General features: G+C 54.7%; 14 protein-coding genes. 6 read left to right on the top strand and 8 right to left on the bottom strand.

Translation table 11 applies throughout. The features are described from left to right. Nucleotides 1-279: 279 nt before the first annotated feature. Both HMPREF0201_RS21300 and mdtD read left to right on the top strand, forming a co-directional pair. Nucleotides 280-978, top strand: a complete 699-nt coding sequence (locus HMPREF0201_RS21300; protein WP_016538846.1) for a FadR/GntR family transcriptional regulator — start codon at nucleotides 280-282, stop codon at nucleotides 976-978. Between the two features lie 30 nt (nucleotides 979-1008). Next, nucleotides 1009-2403, top strand: coding sequence for a multidrug transporter subunit MdtD (gene mdtD / locus HMPREF0201_RS21295; protein ID WP_039898983.1), 1395 nt, complete (start codon nucleotides 1009-1011; stop codon nucleotides 2401-2403). On the opposite strand, the gene rbsR is transcribed toward mdtD, so the two are convergent. The 7 genes from rbsR to kup form a co-directional block, all read right to left on the bottom strand. Then, nucleotides 2400-3392, bottom strand: coding sequence for a ribose operon transcriptional repressor RbsR (gene rbsR / locus HMPREF0201_RS21290; RefSeq protein WP_071704121.1), 993 nt, complete (start codon nucleotides 3390-3392; stop codon nucleotides 2400-2402). The genes mdtD and rbsR overlap by 4 nt on opposite strands. A 3-nt stretch (nucleotides 3393-3395) precedes the next feature. After that, nucleotides 3396-4322: a ribokinase gene (gene rbsK / locus HMPREF0201_RS21285; protein ID WP_016538843.1), complete on the bottom strand. Its 927-nt coding sequence runs from the start codon at nucleotides 4320-4322 to the stop codon at nucleotides 3396-3398. Between the two features lie 68 nt (nucleotides 4323-4390). Further along, nucleotides 4391-5278, bottom strand: a complete 888-nt coding sequence (rbsB, locus tag HMPREF0201_RS21280; RefSeq protein WP_016538842.1) for a ribose ABC transporter substrate-binding protein RbsB — start codon at nucleotides 5276-5278, stop codon at nucleotides 4391-4393. A 27-nt stretch (nucleotides 5279-5305) separates the two neighbouring features. Further along, the gene (rbsC, locus tag HMPREF0201_RS21275) at nucleotides 5306-6271 is read right to left on the bottom strand and encodes a ribose ABC transporter permease (protein WP_016538841.1); all 966 of its coding nucleotides are present in this window, start codon (nucleotides 6269-6271) and stop codon (nucleotides 5306-5308) included. Further along, nucleotides 6268-7782 carry a ribose ABC transporter ATP-binding protein RbsA gene (rbsA, locus tag HMPREF0201_RS21270; protein WP_016538840.1) on the bottom strand — a complete coding sequence of 505 codons (1515 nt, stop codon included), beginning with the start codon at nucleotides 7780-7782 and terminating at the stop codon, nucleotides 6268-6270. The genes rbsC and rbsA overlap by 4 nt, the downstream gene beginning before the upstream one ends. Nucleotides 7783-7791: 9 nt before the next feature. Then, complete coding sequence (gene rbsD / locus HMPREF0201_RS21265; protein ID WP_016538839.1) at nucleotides 7792-8211, bottom strand: D-ribose pyranase; 420 nt, start codon at nucleotides 8209-8211, stop codon at nucleotides 7792-7794. A gap of 202 nt (nucleotides 8212-8413) precedes the next feature. Next, the gene (kup, locus tag HMPREF0201_RS21260; RefSeq protein WP_016538837.1) at nucleotides 8414-10282 is read right to left on the bottom strand and encodes a low affinity potassium transporter Kup; all 1869 of its coding nucleotides are present in this window, start codon (nucleotides 10280-10282) and stop codon (nucleotides 8414-8416) included. Between the two features lie 221 nt (nucleotides 10283-10503). Here kup and ravA point away from each other — a divergent pair, with 221 nt between their 5' ends. Both ravA and viaA read left to right on the top strand, forming a co-directional pair. Then, nucleotides 10504-11997, top strand: coding sequence for an ATPase RavA (gene ravA, locus HMPREF0201_RS21255; protein WP_016538836.1), 1494 nt, complete (start codon nucleotides 10504-10506; stop codon nucleotides 11995-11997). Further along, nucleotides 11994-13445 carry an ATPase RavA stimulator ViaA gene (viaA, locus tag HMPREF0201_RS21250; RefSeq protein WP_016538835.1) on the top strand — a complete coding sequence of 484 codons (1452 nt, stop codon included), beginning with the start codon at nucleotides 11994-11996 and terminating at the stop codon, nucleotides 13443-13445. Before ravA ends, viaA begins: the two co-directional genes overlap by 4 nt. A 3-nt stretch (nucleotides 13446-13448) precedes the next feature. Here viaA and asnA read toward each other — a convergent pair whose 3' ends face one another. After that, complete coding sequence (asnA, locus tag HMPREF0201_RS21245; RefSeq protein ID WP_016538834.1) at nucleotides 13449-14441, bottom strand: aspartate--ammonia ligase; 993 nt, start codon at nucleotides 14439-14441, stop codon at nucleotides 13449-13451. 155 nt (nucleotides 14442-14596) lie between these two features. Here asnA and asnC point away from each other — a divergent pair, with 155 nt between their 5' ends. Together asnC and mioC are read left to right on the top strand one after the other, a co-directional pair. Beyond that, nucleotides 14597-15055 (top strand): transcriptional regulator AsnC, encoded by a 459-nt coding sequence (asnC, locus tag HMPREF0201_RS21240; protein ID WP_008457765.1) that lies wholly within the window; start codon nucleotides 14597-14599, stop codon nucleotides 15053-15055. 89 nt (nucleotides 15056-15144) lie between these two features. After that, nucleotides 15145-15594 (top strand): FMN-binding protein MioC, encoded by a 450-nt coding sequence (mioC, locus tag HMPREF0201_RS21235; protein ID WP_016538833.1) that lies wholly within the window; start codon nucleotides 15145-15147, stop codon nucleotides 15592-15594. Nucleotides 15595-15787: the final 193 nt, after the last annotated feature.

The following is a 15787-nucleotide window of genomic DNA, read 5'->3' as shown; positions in this document are numbered from 1 at the left end:
CTTCCTCTTTCAGAGTCAAGCGTTTATTTTCGCTTTCGTCTGACTGACTACCGGGTTGTTAAGCCGCTTTCGAAGCCGCTTTGCCGTGTCAGTGGAGGCGCATTATAGGGAGTTCTCAGAGCCTGACAACCCCTAATTTGAAAAAACTTTCTGACCGCATTCTTTTTCACCAACCAAGTACAGAAAGACAGCAAATAACGGGCATTTGCTGCATAAATCACCGCTAAATTGCTGCCAATGGCATACTAGGCTGCGAAATACTGCTTAAGGAAATGCTTTATGTCTTTATCCACCCAACAACTAGCCGCCCAAAAAAACCTTTCTTATATGCTGGCGGAGAACCTGGCCCAGCGAATACTAAAGGGAGAATATGCTGTCGGCAGCATTCTACCGGGTGAGATCGAGCTGGGAGAGTTGTTTGGCGTCAGCCGCACCGCAGTTCGTGAAGCCGTAAAGACGCTAACCGCCAAAGGCATGCTGTTACCCCGGCCGAGAATCGGCACTCGTGTTATGCCACGCAGCCACTGGAACTTCCTTGATAAGGAGCTTATCTCCTGGTGGATGACCAAAGACAACTTCAGCTATGTAGTAGAAGACTTTCTGATTATGCGTAATAGCCTGGAGCCGCAGGCCTGCGCATTAGCAGCAATAAACAGTAATGAAGAGCAGCGTACGGAACTGATGCGCCTGATGGAGCAAATGATTGAATTGCAGGACACCTTCGACCGCCAGCGCTGGGTTGAGGTGGACATGGCTTATCACGAGCTTATCTATGAAATGAGTGGTAACCCTTTCATGACATCTTTCGCGAACTTATTCAGGTCTATTTATTACAATTACTTCACCGCGATTACCGATAATGAAGTGATTAAGCTCGACTCGCATCAGGCCATTGTCGATGCCATTGTCCATGGAGAGGCGCAGGCCGCGCTTAACGCCTGCCAGGCACTGTTAAAGGAACCGTTCACTCATCGGTAATTTCAGGCGTATTCAACCTTCAGGATCATAATGACTAAAACAGCACGCAGCATGGCCGGGCTTCCGTGGATAGCCGCGATGGCTTTCTTTATGCAGGCGCTGGATGCCACCATTCTTAATACCGCGCTACCGGCTATCGCCCATAGCCTTAACCGCTCTCCGCTGGCAATGCAGGCTGCCATCATTAGCTACACCTTAACCGTTGCCATGTTTATCCCGGTTAGCGGCTGGCTGGCCGACCGTTTCGGCACGCGGCGCGTGTTTATGATTGCCGTTAGCCTCTTTACCCTCGGGTCTTTCGCCTGTGCCATGTCCGGCACCTTAACTGAACTGGTGGCTTTCCGCGTCGTTCAGGGGATTGGCGGGGCCATGATGATGCCGGTGGCGCGGCTTGCTTTACTGCGGGCCTACCCGCGCAGCGAATTATTACCGGTGCTCAACTTTGTCACCATGCCCGGCCTGGTCGGGCCGATTCTGGGGCCGCTACTTGGCGGGGTGCTGGTCACCTGGGCAAGCTGGCACTGGATCTTCTTAATCAATATTCCAATTGGTATCCTGGGCCTGCTGTACGCGCGCAAATATATGCCCAACTTCACTACGCCGAAGCGCGGGTTTGATATGAGCGGCTTCCTGCTTTTTGGCGCGGGTCTGGTGATGATCTCAAGCGGCGTTGAGCTGTTTGGGGAGCGGATTGTTGCCAGCTACATCGGCATGCTGGTCATCTTCGGCGGCATCCTTCTTTTATTAGCCTATATCTGGCACGCTCGCCGCGTTCCTGCACCGCTTATTCCTCTTCCTCTCTTTAAGACACGAACTTTCTCGGTTGGCATTGTAGGCAATATTGCCTCACGCCTTGGTACCGGCTGCGTACCGTTCCTGATGCCGCTAATGTTGCAAGTTGGGTTTGGCTACTCGGCGCTGATAGCTGGCTGCATGATGGCACCCACGGCCGTGGGTTCGCTCCTGGCCAAATCAACAGTCACTCAGGTACTACGCTGGCTTGGCTATCGTAAAACGCTGGTCGGCATACCCCTGGTGATAGGTCTGCTTATCGGCCAGTTTTCGCTGCAATCGCCGGGGATGGAGGTTTGGCTGCTGATTCTTCCTCTCTTTATATTAGGTATGGCGATGTCGACTCAGTTCACAGCGATGAACACCATCACCCTTGCCGACCTGACGGACGAAAACGCCAGCAGCGGTAACAGCGTGCTGGCGGTGACTCAGCAACTTTCGATAAGCCTGGGGGTTGCGGTTAGCGCCGCGGTTCTGCGCGCCTGGGAAGGGGTGGATAACGTCAATACCATCGAGCAGTTCCATTACACCCTGCTGACGATGGGAGCGATAACGCTGGTTTCCTCGGCGGTCTTCCTGCTGCTGCGCCCAAAAGACGGGCGCAACTTAATTAAAGAGCGCCATAAACACTAAACCGAACCGCGTTCCACCAGCTCTGGCGTCAGCAGTAAACGCTGCTGCGCCAGGTCGGGCTGCGCCATTCGATGGATAAGCACGTCAACCGCCAGCTCCCCCAGCTCATCTTTTGGCTGATGAATGGTGGTGAGCGGCGGCGTCATATAGCGAGCAAGCTCAATGTCATCGTAGCCAATAACGGCCATATCCTGCGGGACGCTCAGGCCAGCCTGATATAAAGCATGATAAGCCCCAACGGCCATCGCATCGTTACCCATAAATACCGCATCGGGCCGCGCCTCCAGCGCCAGCAGCTCGCCCATCGCGCTAAAACCACCCTGGAATTCAAAGTCACCGATAATTTCATAGCCGGGGAGGATTTCCAGCCCCGCCTGCGCCATCGCTTTACGGTAGCCTTCAAGACGCAGCCGCGCCGGGGTCTTATCCTGCGGCCCGGCAATACAGGCGATACGGGTATAGCCGTTATCAATAAGATGCTGTGTCGCCATCTCACCGCCGAGCAGCGAGTTGTCCTGAATGACATCGCTTTGCCCTTCGAACGGCGCCCAGTCCATCATCACGGTAGGGATAGTCGGATAGCGGTTAATAATTTCCGGCGAGGGCTGGTGCGTTTCGGTGCACAGCAGAAGCAATCCATCCACCCGCTTTTGCAGCAGCGTTTCCAGATTTCGGTTCATGCGGTGCTCGTCCCCCTCGGTGTTGCACAGCACCAGGCTGTAACCGCGTTCAAAGCAGCTGCGCTCAACGCCACGCACCAGTTCTGAATAAAAGGGGTTGCTACTGGCGGTAATAAGCATCCCGATGGTGTGGGTTTGATTGAGCTTGAGGCTTCGCGCCAGGGCGGAAGGGGCATAATTCAGCGTCTTAACCGCATCCTCAACTTTCTGGCGAATAGCATCGCTAACGAAGCGATCGCTATTAATGACGTGAGAAACGGTTGAGGTAGAAACGCCCGCCAGGCGGGCGACATCTTTCATGGTCGCCACGGTTTACCTCTGTTGCAGAAACTCATCGATTTCATGGCGCCACGGCACGGATGGCTGAGCACCTTTACGAGTGACCGCAATTGCCGCTGCCGCATGGGCAAAACGTACGGCCTCTTCCATCGGCTTCTCTTCCAGCAGGGCTGTCACCAGCGAGCCGTTAAAGGTGTCTCCGGCAGCAATAGTGTCTACAGCTTTGACTTTAAAGCCCGGCACTCGCTGCCCGTGACCTTTCTCGCTTAGCCACACCCCGCGGCTACCGAGCGTGATTATGACGGTATCGATGCCTTTACCGTGCAGTACATCAGCAGCTTTAGCGGCATCTTCATCGTTTTCTACCCGCACGCCAGTCAGCTTTTCAGCTTCGGTTTCGTTCGGGGTGATCATATCCAGCAGCGACAGCAGCTCATCGGAAAGCTCGCAGGCCGGTGCCGGGTTGAGAATAACTTTGGTCTGGTTTTGATGGGCTATTTTTGCCGCAGCAAGCACGCTATCCAGCGGAGATTCTAGCTGCATTAATAAAGCAGAAGCCTCGGCGATTTTTTGCTGCTGCGCCGCAACAAGATCCGGCGTTAAGGCCGCGTTGGCCCCTGAATGAATGCCGATAACGTTCTCGCCCGACTCGTTGACGAAAATCAGCGCCACGCCGGTTGCTTCATCTTTAATAGTGCTGATTGGCGCGGTGTCGATGCCGTCGCTGGCGAGCTGTTTGCACACGCGCCCGCCGGTATCGTCATCGCCAACACAGGCAATAAAAGCGATATCCGCTCCGCTGCGCCCTGCCGCAACTGCCTGATTCGCACCTTTACCGCCGAACGCCACCTGGTAGCCCTGGCCGGTGACGGTTTCACCCGGAGCAGGGAAATGTTCGAGGTTAAGGATATGGTCAGCGTTGATGCTGCCAAGAACGACGAGTTTGCCTGTGCTTTTCATATCTTAATATCCAGTTTAGATACGCCACTCCCTGCGGAGTGGCGCGGTGCCCTGCTTTTCTTTTAGTCTTATTTAGTGACGAGTTTTAAATCTACCGGGATTTTTGCATCCACTTTCTCGCCCTTCAGCACTTTATCAGCGGTTTCCACGCCGATAACGCCGATTTGGTCAGCCATCTGGGCCACGGTTGCGCCCAGTTTACCGCCTTCAACCGCTTTCACTCCGTCAGCCGTACCGTCAAAGCCAACCACCAGCACGTCAGATTTTCCGGCAGTTTGCAGCGCACGCAGCGCGCCAAGCGCCATTTCGTCGTTCTGAGCAAACACGGCCTGCACGTTCCGGTGCGCGGTCAGCAGGTTCTGCATAACGTTCAGGCCTTTGGTGCGGTCGAAGTCGGCCGGCTGGCTGGCCAGTACGTCAAATTTATGCGCCGCAACAGCCTGTTTGAAGCCTTCGCCACGTTCACGGGCGGCGGATGCACCGGCAATGCCCTGTAGCTCAATCACTTTAGCGCCTTCGCCCAGTTTCTTAGCAATGAAATCACCGGCCATTTTACCGCCCGCTACGTTATCAGAAGCGATGTGGCTGACAACCGTGCCCTGGCTGGCTACGCGGTCAAGAGTGATCACCGGGATTTTAGCCTGGTTAGCCATTTTGACGGCGTTACCTACCGCGTCAGAGTCGGTTGGGTTAATCAGCATCAGTTTGGTGCCGCGAACGGTTAAGTCCTGCACGTTAGCCAGCTCTTTAGCCGGGTTGTTCTGCGAGTCGAGCACGACCAGGTTGTAACCCAGTTTGTCGGCTTCTTTCTGCGCGCCGTCTTTCAGCGACACGAAGAACGGGTTATTCAGGGTGGAAACCACCAGTGCGATAGTGTCTTTAGCCATCGCATTGGCGCTTACGGTGGCGCTAAGCGCTACGGCAGAAACCAGAGTAGCCAGTTTTTTCATATTCATAGTCAGATGTCCTGTAGGGTTATGGTTTTACTGCTTTTTGTTGTCTACCAGCACCGCCAGCAAAATAACCACCGCTTTGACGATCATCTGGTAATAAGAAGAAACACCTAATAAATTCAGACCGTTGTTCAGGAAGCCGAGGATCAATGCCCCGATGAGCGTCCCCACAATCCGTCCCTTACCGCCTGCGAGGCTGGTACCGCCGAGCACGACCGCCGCAATGGCATCCAGTTCGTAGCCCGCACCCGCCGTAGGCTGAGCGGAAGAAAGACGTGCAACCTCGATTATCCCGGCCAGCGAAGCCAGCAGGCCACAAAGAGAGTAGACGATGATTTTAACTTTGTTGACGCTAATCCCGGACAGGCGAGTTGCGGCTTCGTTACCGCCAAGGGCATAGATATAGCGCCCCAGACGAGTGTGATGCAGCATGTACCAGGCGGCCAGGAAGACAACGCCCATAATCCATACCGGCGTCGGGATGCCCAGCGGGCGGCCGATACCAAACCAGCCGAACAGATCCGCGTTATCCGAGAACCCGGTATTCATCGGGCTGCCGTTGGTATAAACCAGCGTCACCCCGCGCAGCAGCAGCATCATCACCAGCGTGGCGATAAATGCCTGCACCCGGCCTTTGGCGACGATGACCCCGGTCACCGCACCGATAGCAGCACCAAGCGCCAGGGCTGCGGCAACGGCGACCAGAGCGTTAACCTCAAAACCTACAATCGAGGCGGCCACCGCCCCGGTCAGCGCCAGCAAAGAACCGACGGACAGGTCGATTCCTGAAGTCAGGATAACCAGCGTCATCCCGACGGCCATAATGGCGTTGACCGAGGTTTGCTGCAGGATGTTGAACAAGTTATTTACGGTAAAGAAGTTCGGGCTAAGGGCAGAGACAATCGCAATCAGCACCAGCAGAGCGATCAGCGATTTTTGCTCCAGCAGCCACGCTTTGGTGAACCAGCGACGGGTGGATACGGTCTGGGTACTCATTTATGTAACTCCTGATTCACTCGATTAAGCTTGCCGACGGCCGCGGCCATAAGCGCTTCCTGGGTTGCCTCTTCGCGGGAGAACTCTCCGCTCAGACGCCCCTCGTGGATAACCATAATGCGGTCACTCATGCCCAGCACTTCCGGCATTTCCGAGGACACAAGGATGATGCTCAAGCCATCAGCTTTAAACTGGTTAATTAACTGATAAATCTCTTTTTTCGCCCCGACATCAACGCCACGCGTCGGCTCATCGAGGATCAGCACTTTTGGGCGCGTCATCAGGCCGCGGGCAATCGCCACTTTCTGCTGATTACCGCCGGAAAGCAGGCCGATGGGCTGCTCCATCGAAGGCGTTTTCACGTTAAACAGGCGGATAAAGTCCTGCACCGCCTGCTGCTCATCTTTATGCTTCAGGCTGCCAACATCCCGGCTGAAGTAGCGCAGCGCGGTAAGCGACATGTTCTCTTTTACCGACATGCCGAGCACCAGCCCGTCACGCTTGCGGTCTTCAGAGATATAAACGATGCCGTTTGCCAGCCCATCCTGCGGCGAGCGGGTCACCACTTCGCGGCCATCCAGCGCCACATAACCGCCGGTTCTCGGCAGCGCGCCGTACAGCACCTTCATTAATTCTGTGCGCCCGGCGCCCATCAGCCCGGCAACGCCCAGGATCTCGCCCTTACGCAGCTCGAAAGAAACATTCTTCACGCCCGGGCCAGCGAGGTTATCAACCCGCAGGCGAACCTCTCCCGGCTGCTTATCGATATGCGGATACTGGTCTTCAAGCTTACGGCCAACCATCATCTCGATAAGCGTGTCTTCATTAAGTGAAACCACTTCGCGCTCGGCAATAAACTGTCCGTCGCGCAGGACGGTAACGTCATCGCAAACTTCGAAGATTTCTTTCATGCGGTGGGAGATATAGACGATGCCGCAGCCCTGAGACTTCAGCTCGCGGATAACGCGGAAAAGCGACTCGGTTTCGGTATCGGTCAGCGCATCCGTCGGTTCATCCATAATGATGACCTTCGACTCAAAGCTCAGCACTTTGGCAATCTCAACCATCTGCTGGTCGCCAATCGACAGCTCGCCAACCAGACGTTCGCTGGTGTAACGCAGGTTGAGTTTAGCCAGCAGTTTATCGGCTTCCCGGTACATCTTTTTCCAGTCGATTTTGCCCAAACGCCCGACAAACTCACGGCCAAGGAAGATGTTCTCGGCGATGCTTAACTGCGGAATAAGGTTCAGCTCCTGGTGAATAATGCCGATGCCCGCTTCCTGAGAGGCTTTAGGGCCGCTGAAGGCGGTTTCTTTGCCCAGCCACAGCAGCGAACCGGCATCTTTGGTGTAGATCCCGGTCAGCACTTTCATCATGGTCGATTTGCCGGCGCCGTTCTCACCCACCAGCGCCATTGCCCGGCCTGGATAGACGTTTAGCGCCGCGCCGGACAGAGCTTTCACCCCGGGGAACGACTTGTCGATCCCTTTCAGTTGCAGTAAAGGTTCCATACCGGCCTCCTAGAAGGTTACGCCAGCACAGAGAATGATATTCGCATACGGGGAACACTCCCCGCTGCGAATAACCGCCCGGCTTTCAGCGGTGTGCTGCTTGAACTGCTCATGACTGATGTAACGAATAGTAATGGTGTTTCCCTGGTGTTTTTGCAGTTGCTCAAGCTGTTTGAGCAACGTTTCGTGAAGCGCGGGATTATGTTGTTTGATTTCAGAAGCCAGAATAGCCGCCTCAACCTGCATTTCCTGAGTTACCACGTCCACGACCTGCATAAAGCCCGGAACGCCGTGAGTCAGCGCCAAATCAATGCGCGGCGTATTGCGCGGGATTGGCAGCCCGGCATCGGCAACCACCAGCGTGTCGGTGTGCCCAAGACGGGAGATAACGGACGAAATATCAGCGTTAAGAACGGTACCTTTCTTCATTTTCCTGCTCCACTAGCGAAACGTTTCGCTGATGATGAGTGTAGGAAATGAGGTGCCGATAAAACAACCACCAGGTTAAAGAAATGTGATCGGCATCGAAACGTTTCGCTAATAAACGCAAAACGGTACCTGAGTACCGTTTTTAGTGTTTGCACCCTCTCCCTGTGGGAGAGGGTTGGGGTGAGGGCGTCAGGTATCTAACTTAAATCTCGACCTGGGTTCCCAGCTCAATAACCCGGTTTGGCGGGATCTCAAACTGGTCAGGCGCGCGCAGCGCATTTCGCTGCAGGGCGAGGAATAGCTTACCGCGCAGGCGCAGGTACCAGGGGCGTTTGCCGATAATCAGCGACTCATGCGACATAAAGAATGAGGTTTCCATCATCCGGCAGCTCAGGCCTTCCAGCCCGCAGCGGTGGAAAATCTCTTCCACGTTCGGCGTTTCACGCCAGCCGTAGCTTGCGACAACCCGCCAGAAAGTCGGCGACAGCTGTTCGATAGAAACGCGACGCACGTTATGAACATACGGCGCATCTTCCGTGCGCAACGTCAGCAGCACCACTCGTTCGTGCAGCACTTTGTTGTGCTTGAGGTTATGCAGCATGGCAAACGGAATCACGTTCAGGGCGCGCGACATATACACCGCCGTGCCCGGCACGCGAACCGGCGGAGATTTCTCCAGCGAAGCAATCATCGCTTCCAGAGAATTGCCGTGCTCGTGCATGCGGCGCAGCAGGCGGAAACGCTCGCTTTTCCAGGTGGTCATAATGGTAAACATCACCAGGCCGAGCGTCAGCGGCAGCCAGCCGCCGGAGACGATCTTCTCGAGGTTGGCGGAGAACAGCGGTATGTCGATAAACAGGAAGCCCGCACACATCAGGAGCACGGCAATTTTATTCCAGTGCCAGTTTTTGCGCGCTACGGTGCAGCAAAGAATCGAGGTCAGCACCATCGTGCCGGTTACCGCAATGCCGTATGCCGCGGCAAGGTTGCTTGAGTGTTCAAAGCTGACAATAACGATAACCACCGCGATATACAGGATCCAGTTAATCGCTGGAATGTAAATCTGCCCGGACTCCATTTCCGAGGTGTGGATGATGCGCATTGGCGAGAGATAGCCCAGACGAACCGCCTGGCGCGTCAGCGAGAAGACCCCGGAAATAACGGCCTGAGAGGCGATAACCGTGGCAAGCGTCGCCAGAATCAGCAGCGGGATCAGCGCCCAGTCAGGGGCCAGCAGAAAGAATGGGTTTTTAATCGCTTCCGGGTTCTTCAGCAGCAGCGCGCCCTGGCCAAAATAGTTAAGGACCAGAGAAGGCAGAACCGCAATAAACCACGCGATGCGAATCGGGAGCTTACCGAAGTGCCCCATATCGGCATACAGCGCTTCAACGCCGGTTATCGCCAGCACCACCGCACCAAGGGCAACGAATGACACCGTTTTATACTGCACGAAGAAATTCACCGCCCAGGCAGGGTTAAGCGCCTGCAGGACTTCCGGGTTGCCGATAATACTGCGCACGCCCAGGACGGCGAGCGTCAGGAACCACAGCAGCATCACCGGAGCAAACAACTTGCCCACCATCCCGGTGCCGTGCTTCTGAATCATAAACAGCAGCGTCAGGACAATGATAGAAAGCGGGACGATGTATTGATCCAGCTGCGGCGCGGCTATCTCCAGGCCTTCTATGGCCGACATCACCGATATCGCCGGCGTGATAACCACCTCGCCGTAGAAGAAGCTGCCGCCAATCAACCCCATGATCACCAGCACCGAGGTCATACGTGCCGTCGTATTGCGCCCGGCAAGCGACATCAGGGTTAAGATCCCGCCTTCTCCGGCGTTATCCGCACGCATCACAAAGGTGAGATATTTAATGGAGACGACCAGAACCAGCAGCCAAAAAATTAACGACAAAAAGCCAAATACGGCGTCGCGTTCAACGCCAAACCCAAACTGCCCGGACAGGCATTCTCTAAGGGTATAAAGCGGGCTGGTACCGATATCACCGTACACAACCCCGATAGCAGCCAGCGTAACGGCAGGCAACGATTGTTTATTATCAGCGCTCATAGACTAATCTTTTGTTGGAATCCCGAAAACGTGTGCTTAGTCCCTTGGCCCACAAAACGGCGCACAGTATGCACGATTATTGTGTAAATCGTACCCCTAAATGCATTTGCCTTAACTCAGCTCAAATGTTGTGTGCGGCATAATCAGCACATTAACTGGCTAAAAATAAACGCTATACTCGCGTTCCTCCTGGGTAACCGCGTAAGGATGCAAAGCTAATTATGGCTCAATCACATTTGCTGGCTGAAAGAATTTCACGCCTCAGCCAGGCGCTGGAAAAAGGACTTTTTGAGCGTCAGCACGCCGTTCGCCTCTGTCTGCTGGCGGCGCTGAGCGGCGAGAGCGTTTTTTTACTCGGCCCGCCGGGAATAGCCAAAAGTTTGATCGCCCGCCGCCTCAAGTTCGCGTTTCGCGAAGCTCGTGCCTTCGAATATCTAATGACTCGCTTCTCAACGCCAGAAGAAGTTTTTGGCCCGCTATCTATCCAGGCTTTAAAAGATGAAGGCCGCTATGAGCGCCTTACCGCGGGTTACCTGCCGGAAGCGGAAATTGTGTTTCTCGACGAAATCTGGAAAGCCGGACCGGCAATCCTGAATACCCTGCTAACCGCGATTAACGAACGTCGCTTCCGCAACGGCGCCAGCGAAGAAAAAATCCCGATGCGCCTGCTGGTGGCCGCTTCCAACGAACTGCCGGAAGCCGACAACAGCCTGGAAGCGCTTTATGACCGCATGCTGATTCGCTTGTGGCTGGACAAAGTCCAGGACAAGGCCAACTTCCGTTCGATGCTGATAAGCCAGCACGATGAAAACTTTAATCCGGTGCCTGAAAGCCTTCAGGTCACCGACGAGGAGTATTTCAGCTGGCAGCAGCAAATTGGCGGCGTCGCGCTGCCGGATGAAGTCTTTGAGCTGATTTTCACTCTGAGGCAGCAGCTTGAGGCTACGCCCGGCGCGCCTTATGTCTCAGACCGCCGCTGGAAGAAAGCCATTCGCCTGCTCCAGGCAAGCGCCTTCTTTAACGGCCGTGACGCGGTTGCGCCTATCGATCTTATCCTGCTCAAAGACTGCCTGTGGCACGACACCGCCACCATGAATTTAATGCAGCAGCAGATTGAAGTATTGATGACCGGACACGCGTGGCAGCAGCAGGCCATCCTCAGCAAACTGAGCGGCATCGTACAGCGCAGGCTCCAGCTCCAGCAGCAAAGCAGCGACAGGGACGCCTTCACGGTTATCAAACAAAACGGGATGTTCAGCCGTAAGCCGCAGTATCAGCTGCCGGACGAGCTCGCGGGAGAAACGCTAACCCTGCTGCTACAGAAGCCGCTGAAGCTGCACGATATTGAAGTAATCCATATCACCCTCGCTCGTGAAGCGCTGGCGCTGTGGCTTAATAAAGGTGGCGAGATCCGCGGCAAGCTCAATGGGATCGGTTTTGCTCAGCAGCTCAACCTTGAAGTAGACGGTAGCCAGCATCTGACTATCCGTGATGTCAGCCTTCAGGGGACGCGCCTCGCGCTGCCGGGCCACCAGCAGCAGGGCGTTCCTGACGAAATCAAAAAGCAGTTCGACGATCTCGACGCCGCGCTGCATCAGCAGCATGAACGCTTTAATGATCAACAAAAATGCCTGTTTATCGAAAATGAATGGCTGGGGAAAATTGAGGCCAGCCTGCAGGATGTCGCCGCCCAGCTGAAACAGGCGCGTCAATGATAAGTGTGGAAACGCTGGATATGATCCTGGCTATCGGCGAAGGCGAGCTGATAGAAGAGATTATTATTACGCTGCTGGCGGCGCCTCAGCTGGCGGTGTTCTTTGAAAAGTTTCCGCGTTTAAAGAAAGCAGTTAGTGAAGACTTACCTCGCTGGCGGGACCAGTTAAAAAGCCGCCTGAAAGATGGCCACGTTCCTGATGAGCTGGCCCAGGAGGTGCTTTGTTACCAACAGAGTCAGCTGCTCGCGACCGGGCAGCTTACGGCCAGGCTGCCCGATATCATCGAGCTTTTGCATAAGCTCGGCTCTCCCTTTCATGAACAGGCGAAACGGCTGGTCGCCGACAATCCGCATTTTACTCCGGCGCTCCATACCCTGTTTCTGCAACGCTGGCGGTTAAGCCTGGTGGTTCAGGCGACTTCCCTTAACCAGCAGTTACTGGACGATGAGCGCGATAAGCTGCTGGCAGAGATCCAGGAACGGCTGGCGCTCAGCGGGCAGTTAGACCCGGCCCTGGCGGAAAATGACAAGGCCGCAGGCAAGCTGTGGGATATGAGCGGAGGCACGTTAAAGCGCGGGGACTATCAGCTGATTGTCCAGTACGGCGAGTTTCTTACCGGCCAGCCGGAGCTGATGCAGCTTGCCGAACAGCTTGGCCGCTCTCGCGAAGCCAAATCGGTCCCGCGTAAAGATTCTCCCACCGAGCCCTGGCGTATGCTGGTTCGTGAACCTGCAACAGTGCCGGAGCAGGTAGACGGCCTGCAACGCAGCGACGATATCCTGCGCCTGCTGCCCCCCGAGCTTGCAACGCTGGGCATTACCGAGCTCGAATTTGAGTTCTACCGGCGGCTGGTGGAGAAGCAGTTACTCACTTACCGGCTCCATGGCGACGCGTGGCGAGAGAAGATAGTGGAGCGTCCGGTTGCTCACCAGGACTTCGACGAGCAGCCACGCGGCCCGTTTATCGTCTGCGTGGACACTTCCGGTTCAATGGGCGGTTTCAACGAGCAGTGCGCAAAGGCTTTCTGCCTGGCGTTGATGCGCATCGCGCTGGCCGATAACCGGCGCTGCTTCATTATGCTGTTTTCCAGCGAAGTGGTGCGTTACGAGGTGAGCGGCCGGGACGGCATCGATCAGGCTATCCGTTTTTTAAGCCAGCATTTCAGCGGCGGCACCGATCTGGCCAGCTGCTTCCGCTCGATCCTTGAAAAAATGCAAACCGGGGACTGGCACGACTCCGATGCGGTAGTTATTTCTGATTTCATCGCCCAGCGACTGCCAGACGACGTTGTCAGCAGCGTGAAAGCGCTACAGCGCCAGTATCAGAACCGTTTTCATGCCGTGGCAATGTCGGGGCACGGGAAACCCGGCATCATGCGTATTTTCGACCATATCTGGCGCTTTGATACCGGGATGAGAAGCCGCCTGCTGCGTCGCTGGCGGCGCTGAGAATTACAGCAGACCGCTGACCTTGCCCTGAATCTCTGGCGACCATACGCCGCACTGAACCTGGCCGATGTGCGGCAGCTGTAGCAGCAACATTGTCAGGCGTGACTGACCGATACCGCCGCCGATAGTTTGCGGCATCTCGCCTTTTACCAGCGACTGGTGCCACTCCAGCGCCATGCGATCTTCATCGCCGGTTGTAGCCAGCTGGCGCTTCAGGGTTTCAGCATCCACGCGGATCCCCATAGAAGAGAGCTCGATAGCGTCTTCAAGCACCGGGTTCCACACCAGAATATCGCCGTTTAAACCGGCCAGGCCGCCTTCAGCCTGAGTAGACCAGTCATCATAATCCGGGGCGCGAACATCGTGACGCTTGCCGTCCGACAGTTTGCCGCCGATGCCCATCAAAAATACCGCGCCAAGTTCTTTGGCAATCGCACGTTCGCGGCCTTTGGCGTCCAGCTCAGGGAAGCGTTGTAGCAAGGTTTCGCTGTGAACAAAATGAATCTGCTCCGGCAGGAAAGCGTCCAGCCCAAAATGCTCGCTTACCTCAGCTTCGGTGGCTTTTATTGCCGCCCAAATGCTTTCTACCGTCTGTTTCAACGTCCCCAGGTGACGCTCGCCGTCTCCCATCACGCGTTCCCAGTCCCACTGATCCACATATACCGAGTGAATAGGTGATAAACGGTCTTCATCGGGGCGCAGGGCCTTCATGTGCGTGTAAAGCCCTTCGCCCGCGCTGAAGTCATGCTGGCCGAGCGTTTTTCTTTTCCATTTGGCCAGCGAATGCACCACTTCAAACTGCGCCTGAGGCAAGGTTTTCACCTTTACCTGCACCGCTTTTTCGCTGCCTGAGAGGTTGTCCTGTGTGCCATCACCCACGCGGCTAAGAATCGGGGCCTGGACTTCAATCAGACCAAGCTTCTCTTCCAGCTGACGGGAAAAATGAGCTTTCACAAAACTAATCTGGCGCTGTTTAGCAATGTAGGCAGTTTTCATGGCTTTTCTCTTTGTTGTGTTGTTTCTGTCAACGATTAAGCAACAAACATGGCATCAGATTCAATAATCAATAATAAAAAAGCCCTTCCTCTTTTTAATCGACGAATTTAAGGCTATAAAAAATGGAGAATCGGCATTTATCATAGGAAAAAGTGATGGATAATTATCAGATCGACAATCTCGATCGCGGGATACTGGAAGCATTAATGGCAAATGCGCGCACCGCTTATGCCGAACTGGCCAAACAATTTGGCGTCAGCCCGGGGACGATTCACGTTCGCGTAGAGAAGATGAAGCAGGCTGGCATCATTACCGGGGCACGCATCGACATCAGTCCAAAGCAGCTCGGCTATGACGTTTGCTGCTTTATCGGCATTATTCTTAAGAGCGCCAAAGATTACCCCTCGGCGCTGACCAAGCTGGAAAACCTCGACGAAGTGACCGAGGCCTATTACACCACGGGCCACTACAGCATCTTTATTAAGGTCATGTGCCGATCTATTGATGCCCTGCAGCAGGTACTTATCAACAAGATCCAAACAATCGATGAAATTCAGTCCACGGAAACGCTGATCTCCCTGCAAAACCCGATCATGCGCACCATCCGCCCCTAAGCGTTAATTTTAATACCCATATTATCCACAGGTAGATCCCCGCCCTTTCACAGCGTACAATACGCCTCGATCTGAAAAGGCGGGACATAATGGCAGATATCACTCTGATTAGCGGCAGTACGCTTGGCAGCGCCGAGTATGTAGCAGAACACCTGGCTGAAAAGCTGGAGGAAGCGGGGCATAGCACTGAAATTCAGCACGGCCCTCTGCTGGAAGATCTGTCCACCAGCGGTATCTGGCTGGTTATCTCCTCTACGCACGGCGCTGGCGATCTGCCGGATAACCTGCAGCCTTTATATGACGCTATAAATGAACAGCGTCCGAACTTGAGCGGCGTAATCTACGGCGCAGTCGGAATAGGCAGCCGCGAATACGATACGTTTTGCGGTGCAATAGAGAAGATAGACCTGTTGCTGAGTGAATGTGGGGCCACCCGTTTGGGGGAATTGCTCAAAATAAACATCCTCGAACACGATATTCCTGAAGATCCGGCAGAGGTTTGGGTCGGATCATGGAAAAATTTACTCCCTGAAGTGTAAAGATCGTCCGATCAGATGTGGATAAGTCTGGTTAAAAGCTTGGATTAAGCAGTAGTTATCCAAATAACAACTCCTGTTCACTTTTTGAGTTGTGTATAAACCTCCATTCTGATCCCAGCTTATACTGTCTGGGATCACCGATCATTCACAGCAAACGATCCTTTCCAGGTCATTGATCCTGATGCAGTAAAAT

It is taken from the genome of Cedecea davisae DSM 4568 (assembly GCF_000412335.2).
Lineage (GTDB): Bacteria > Pseudomonadota > Gammaproteobacteria > Enterobacterales > Enterobacteriaceae > Cedecea > Cedecea davisae.
The sequence above is the reverse complement of the archived record's forward strand: the minus strand, read 5'-3'. Positions and strand labels throughout refer to the sequence as shown.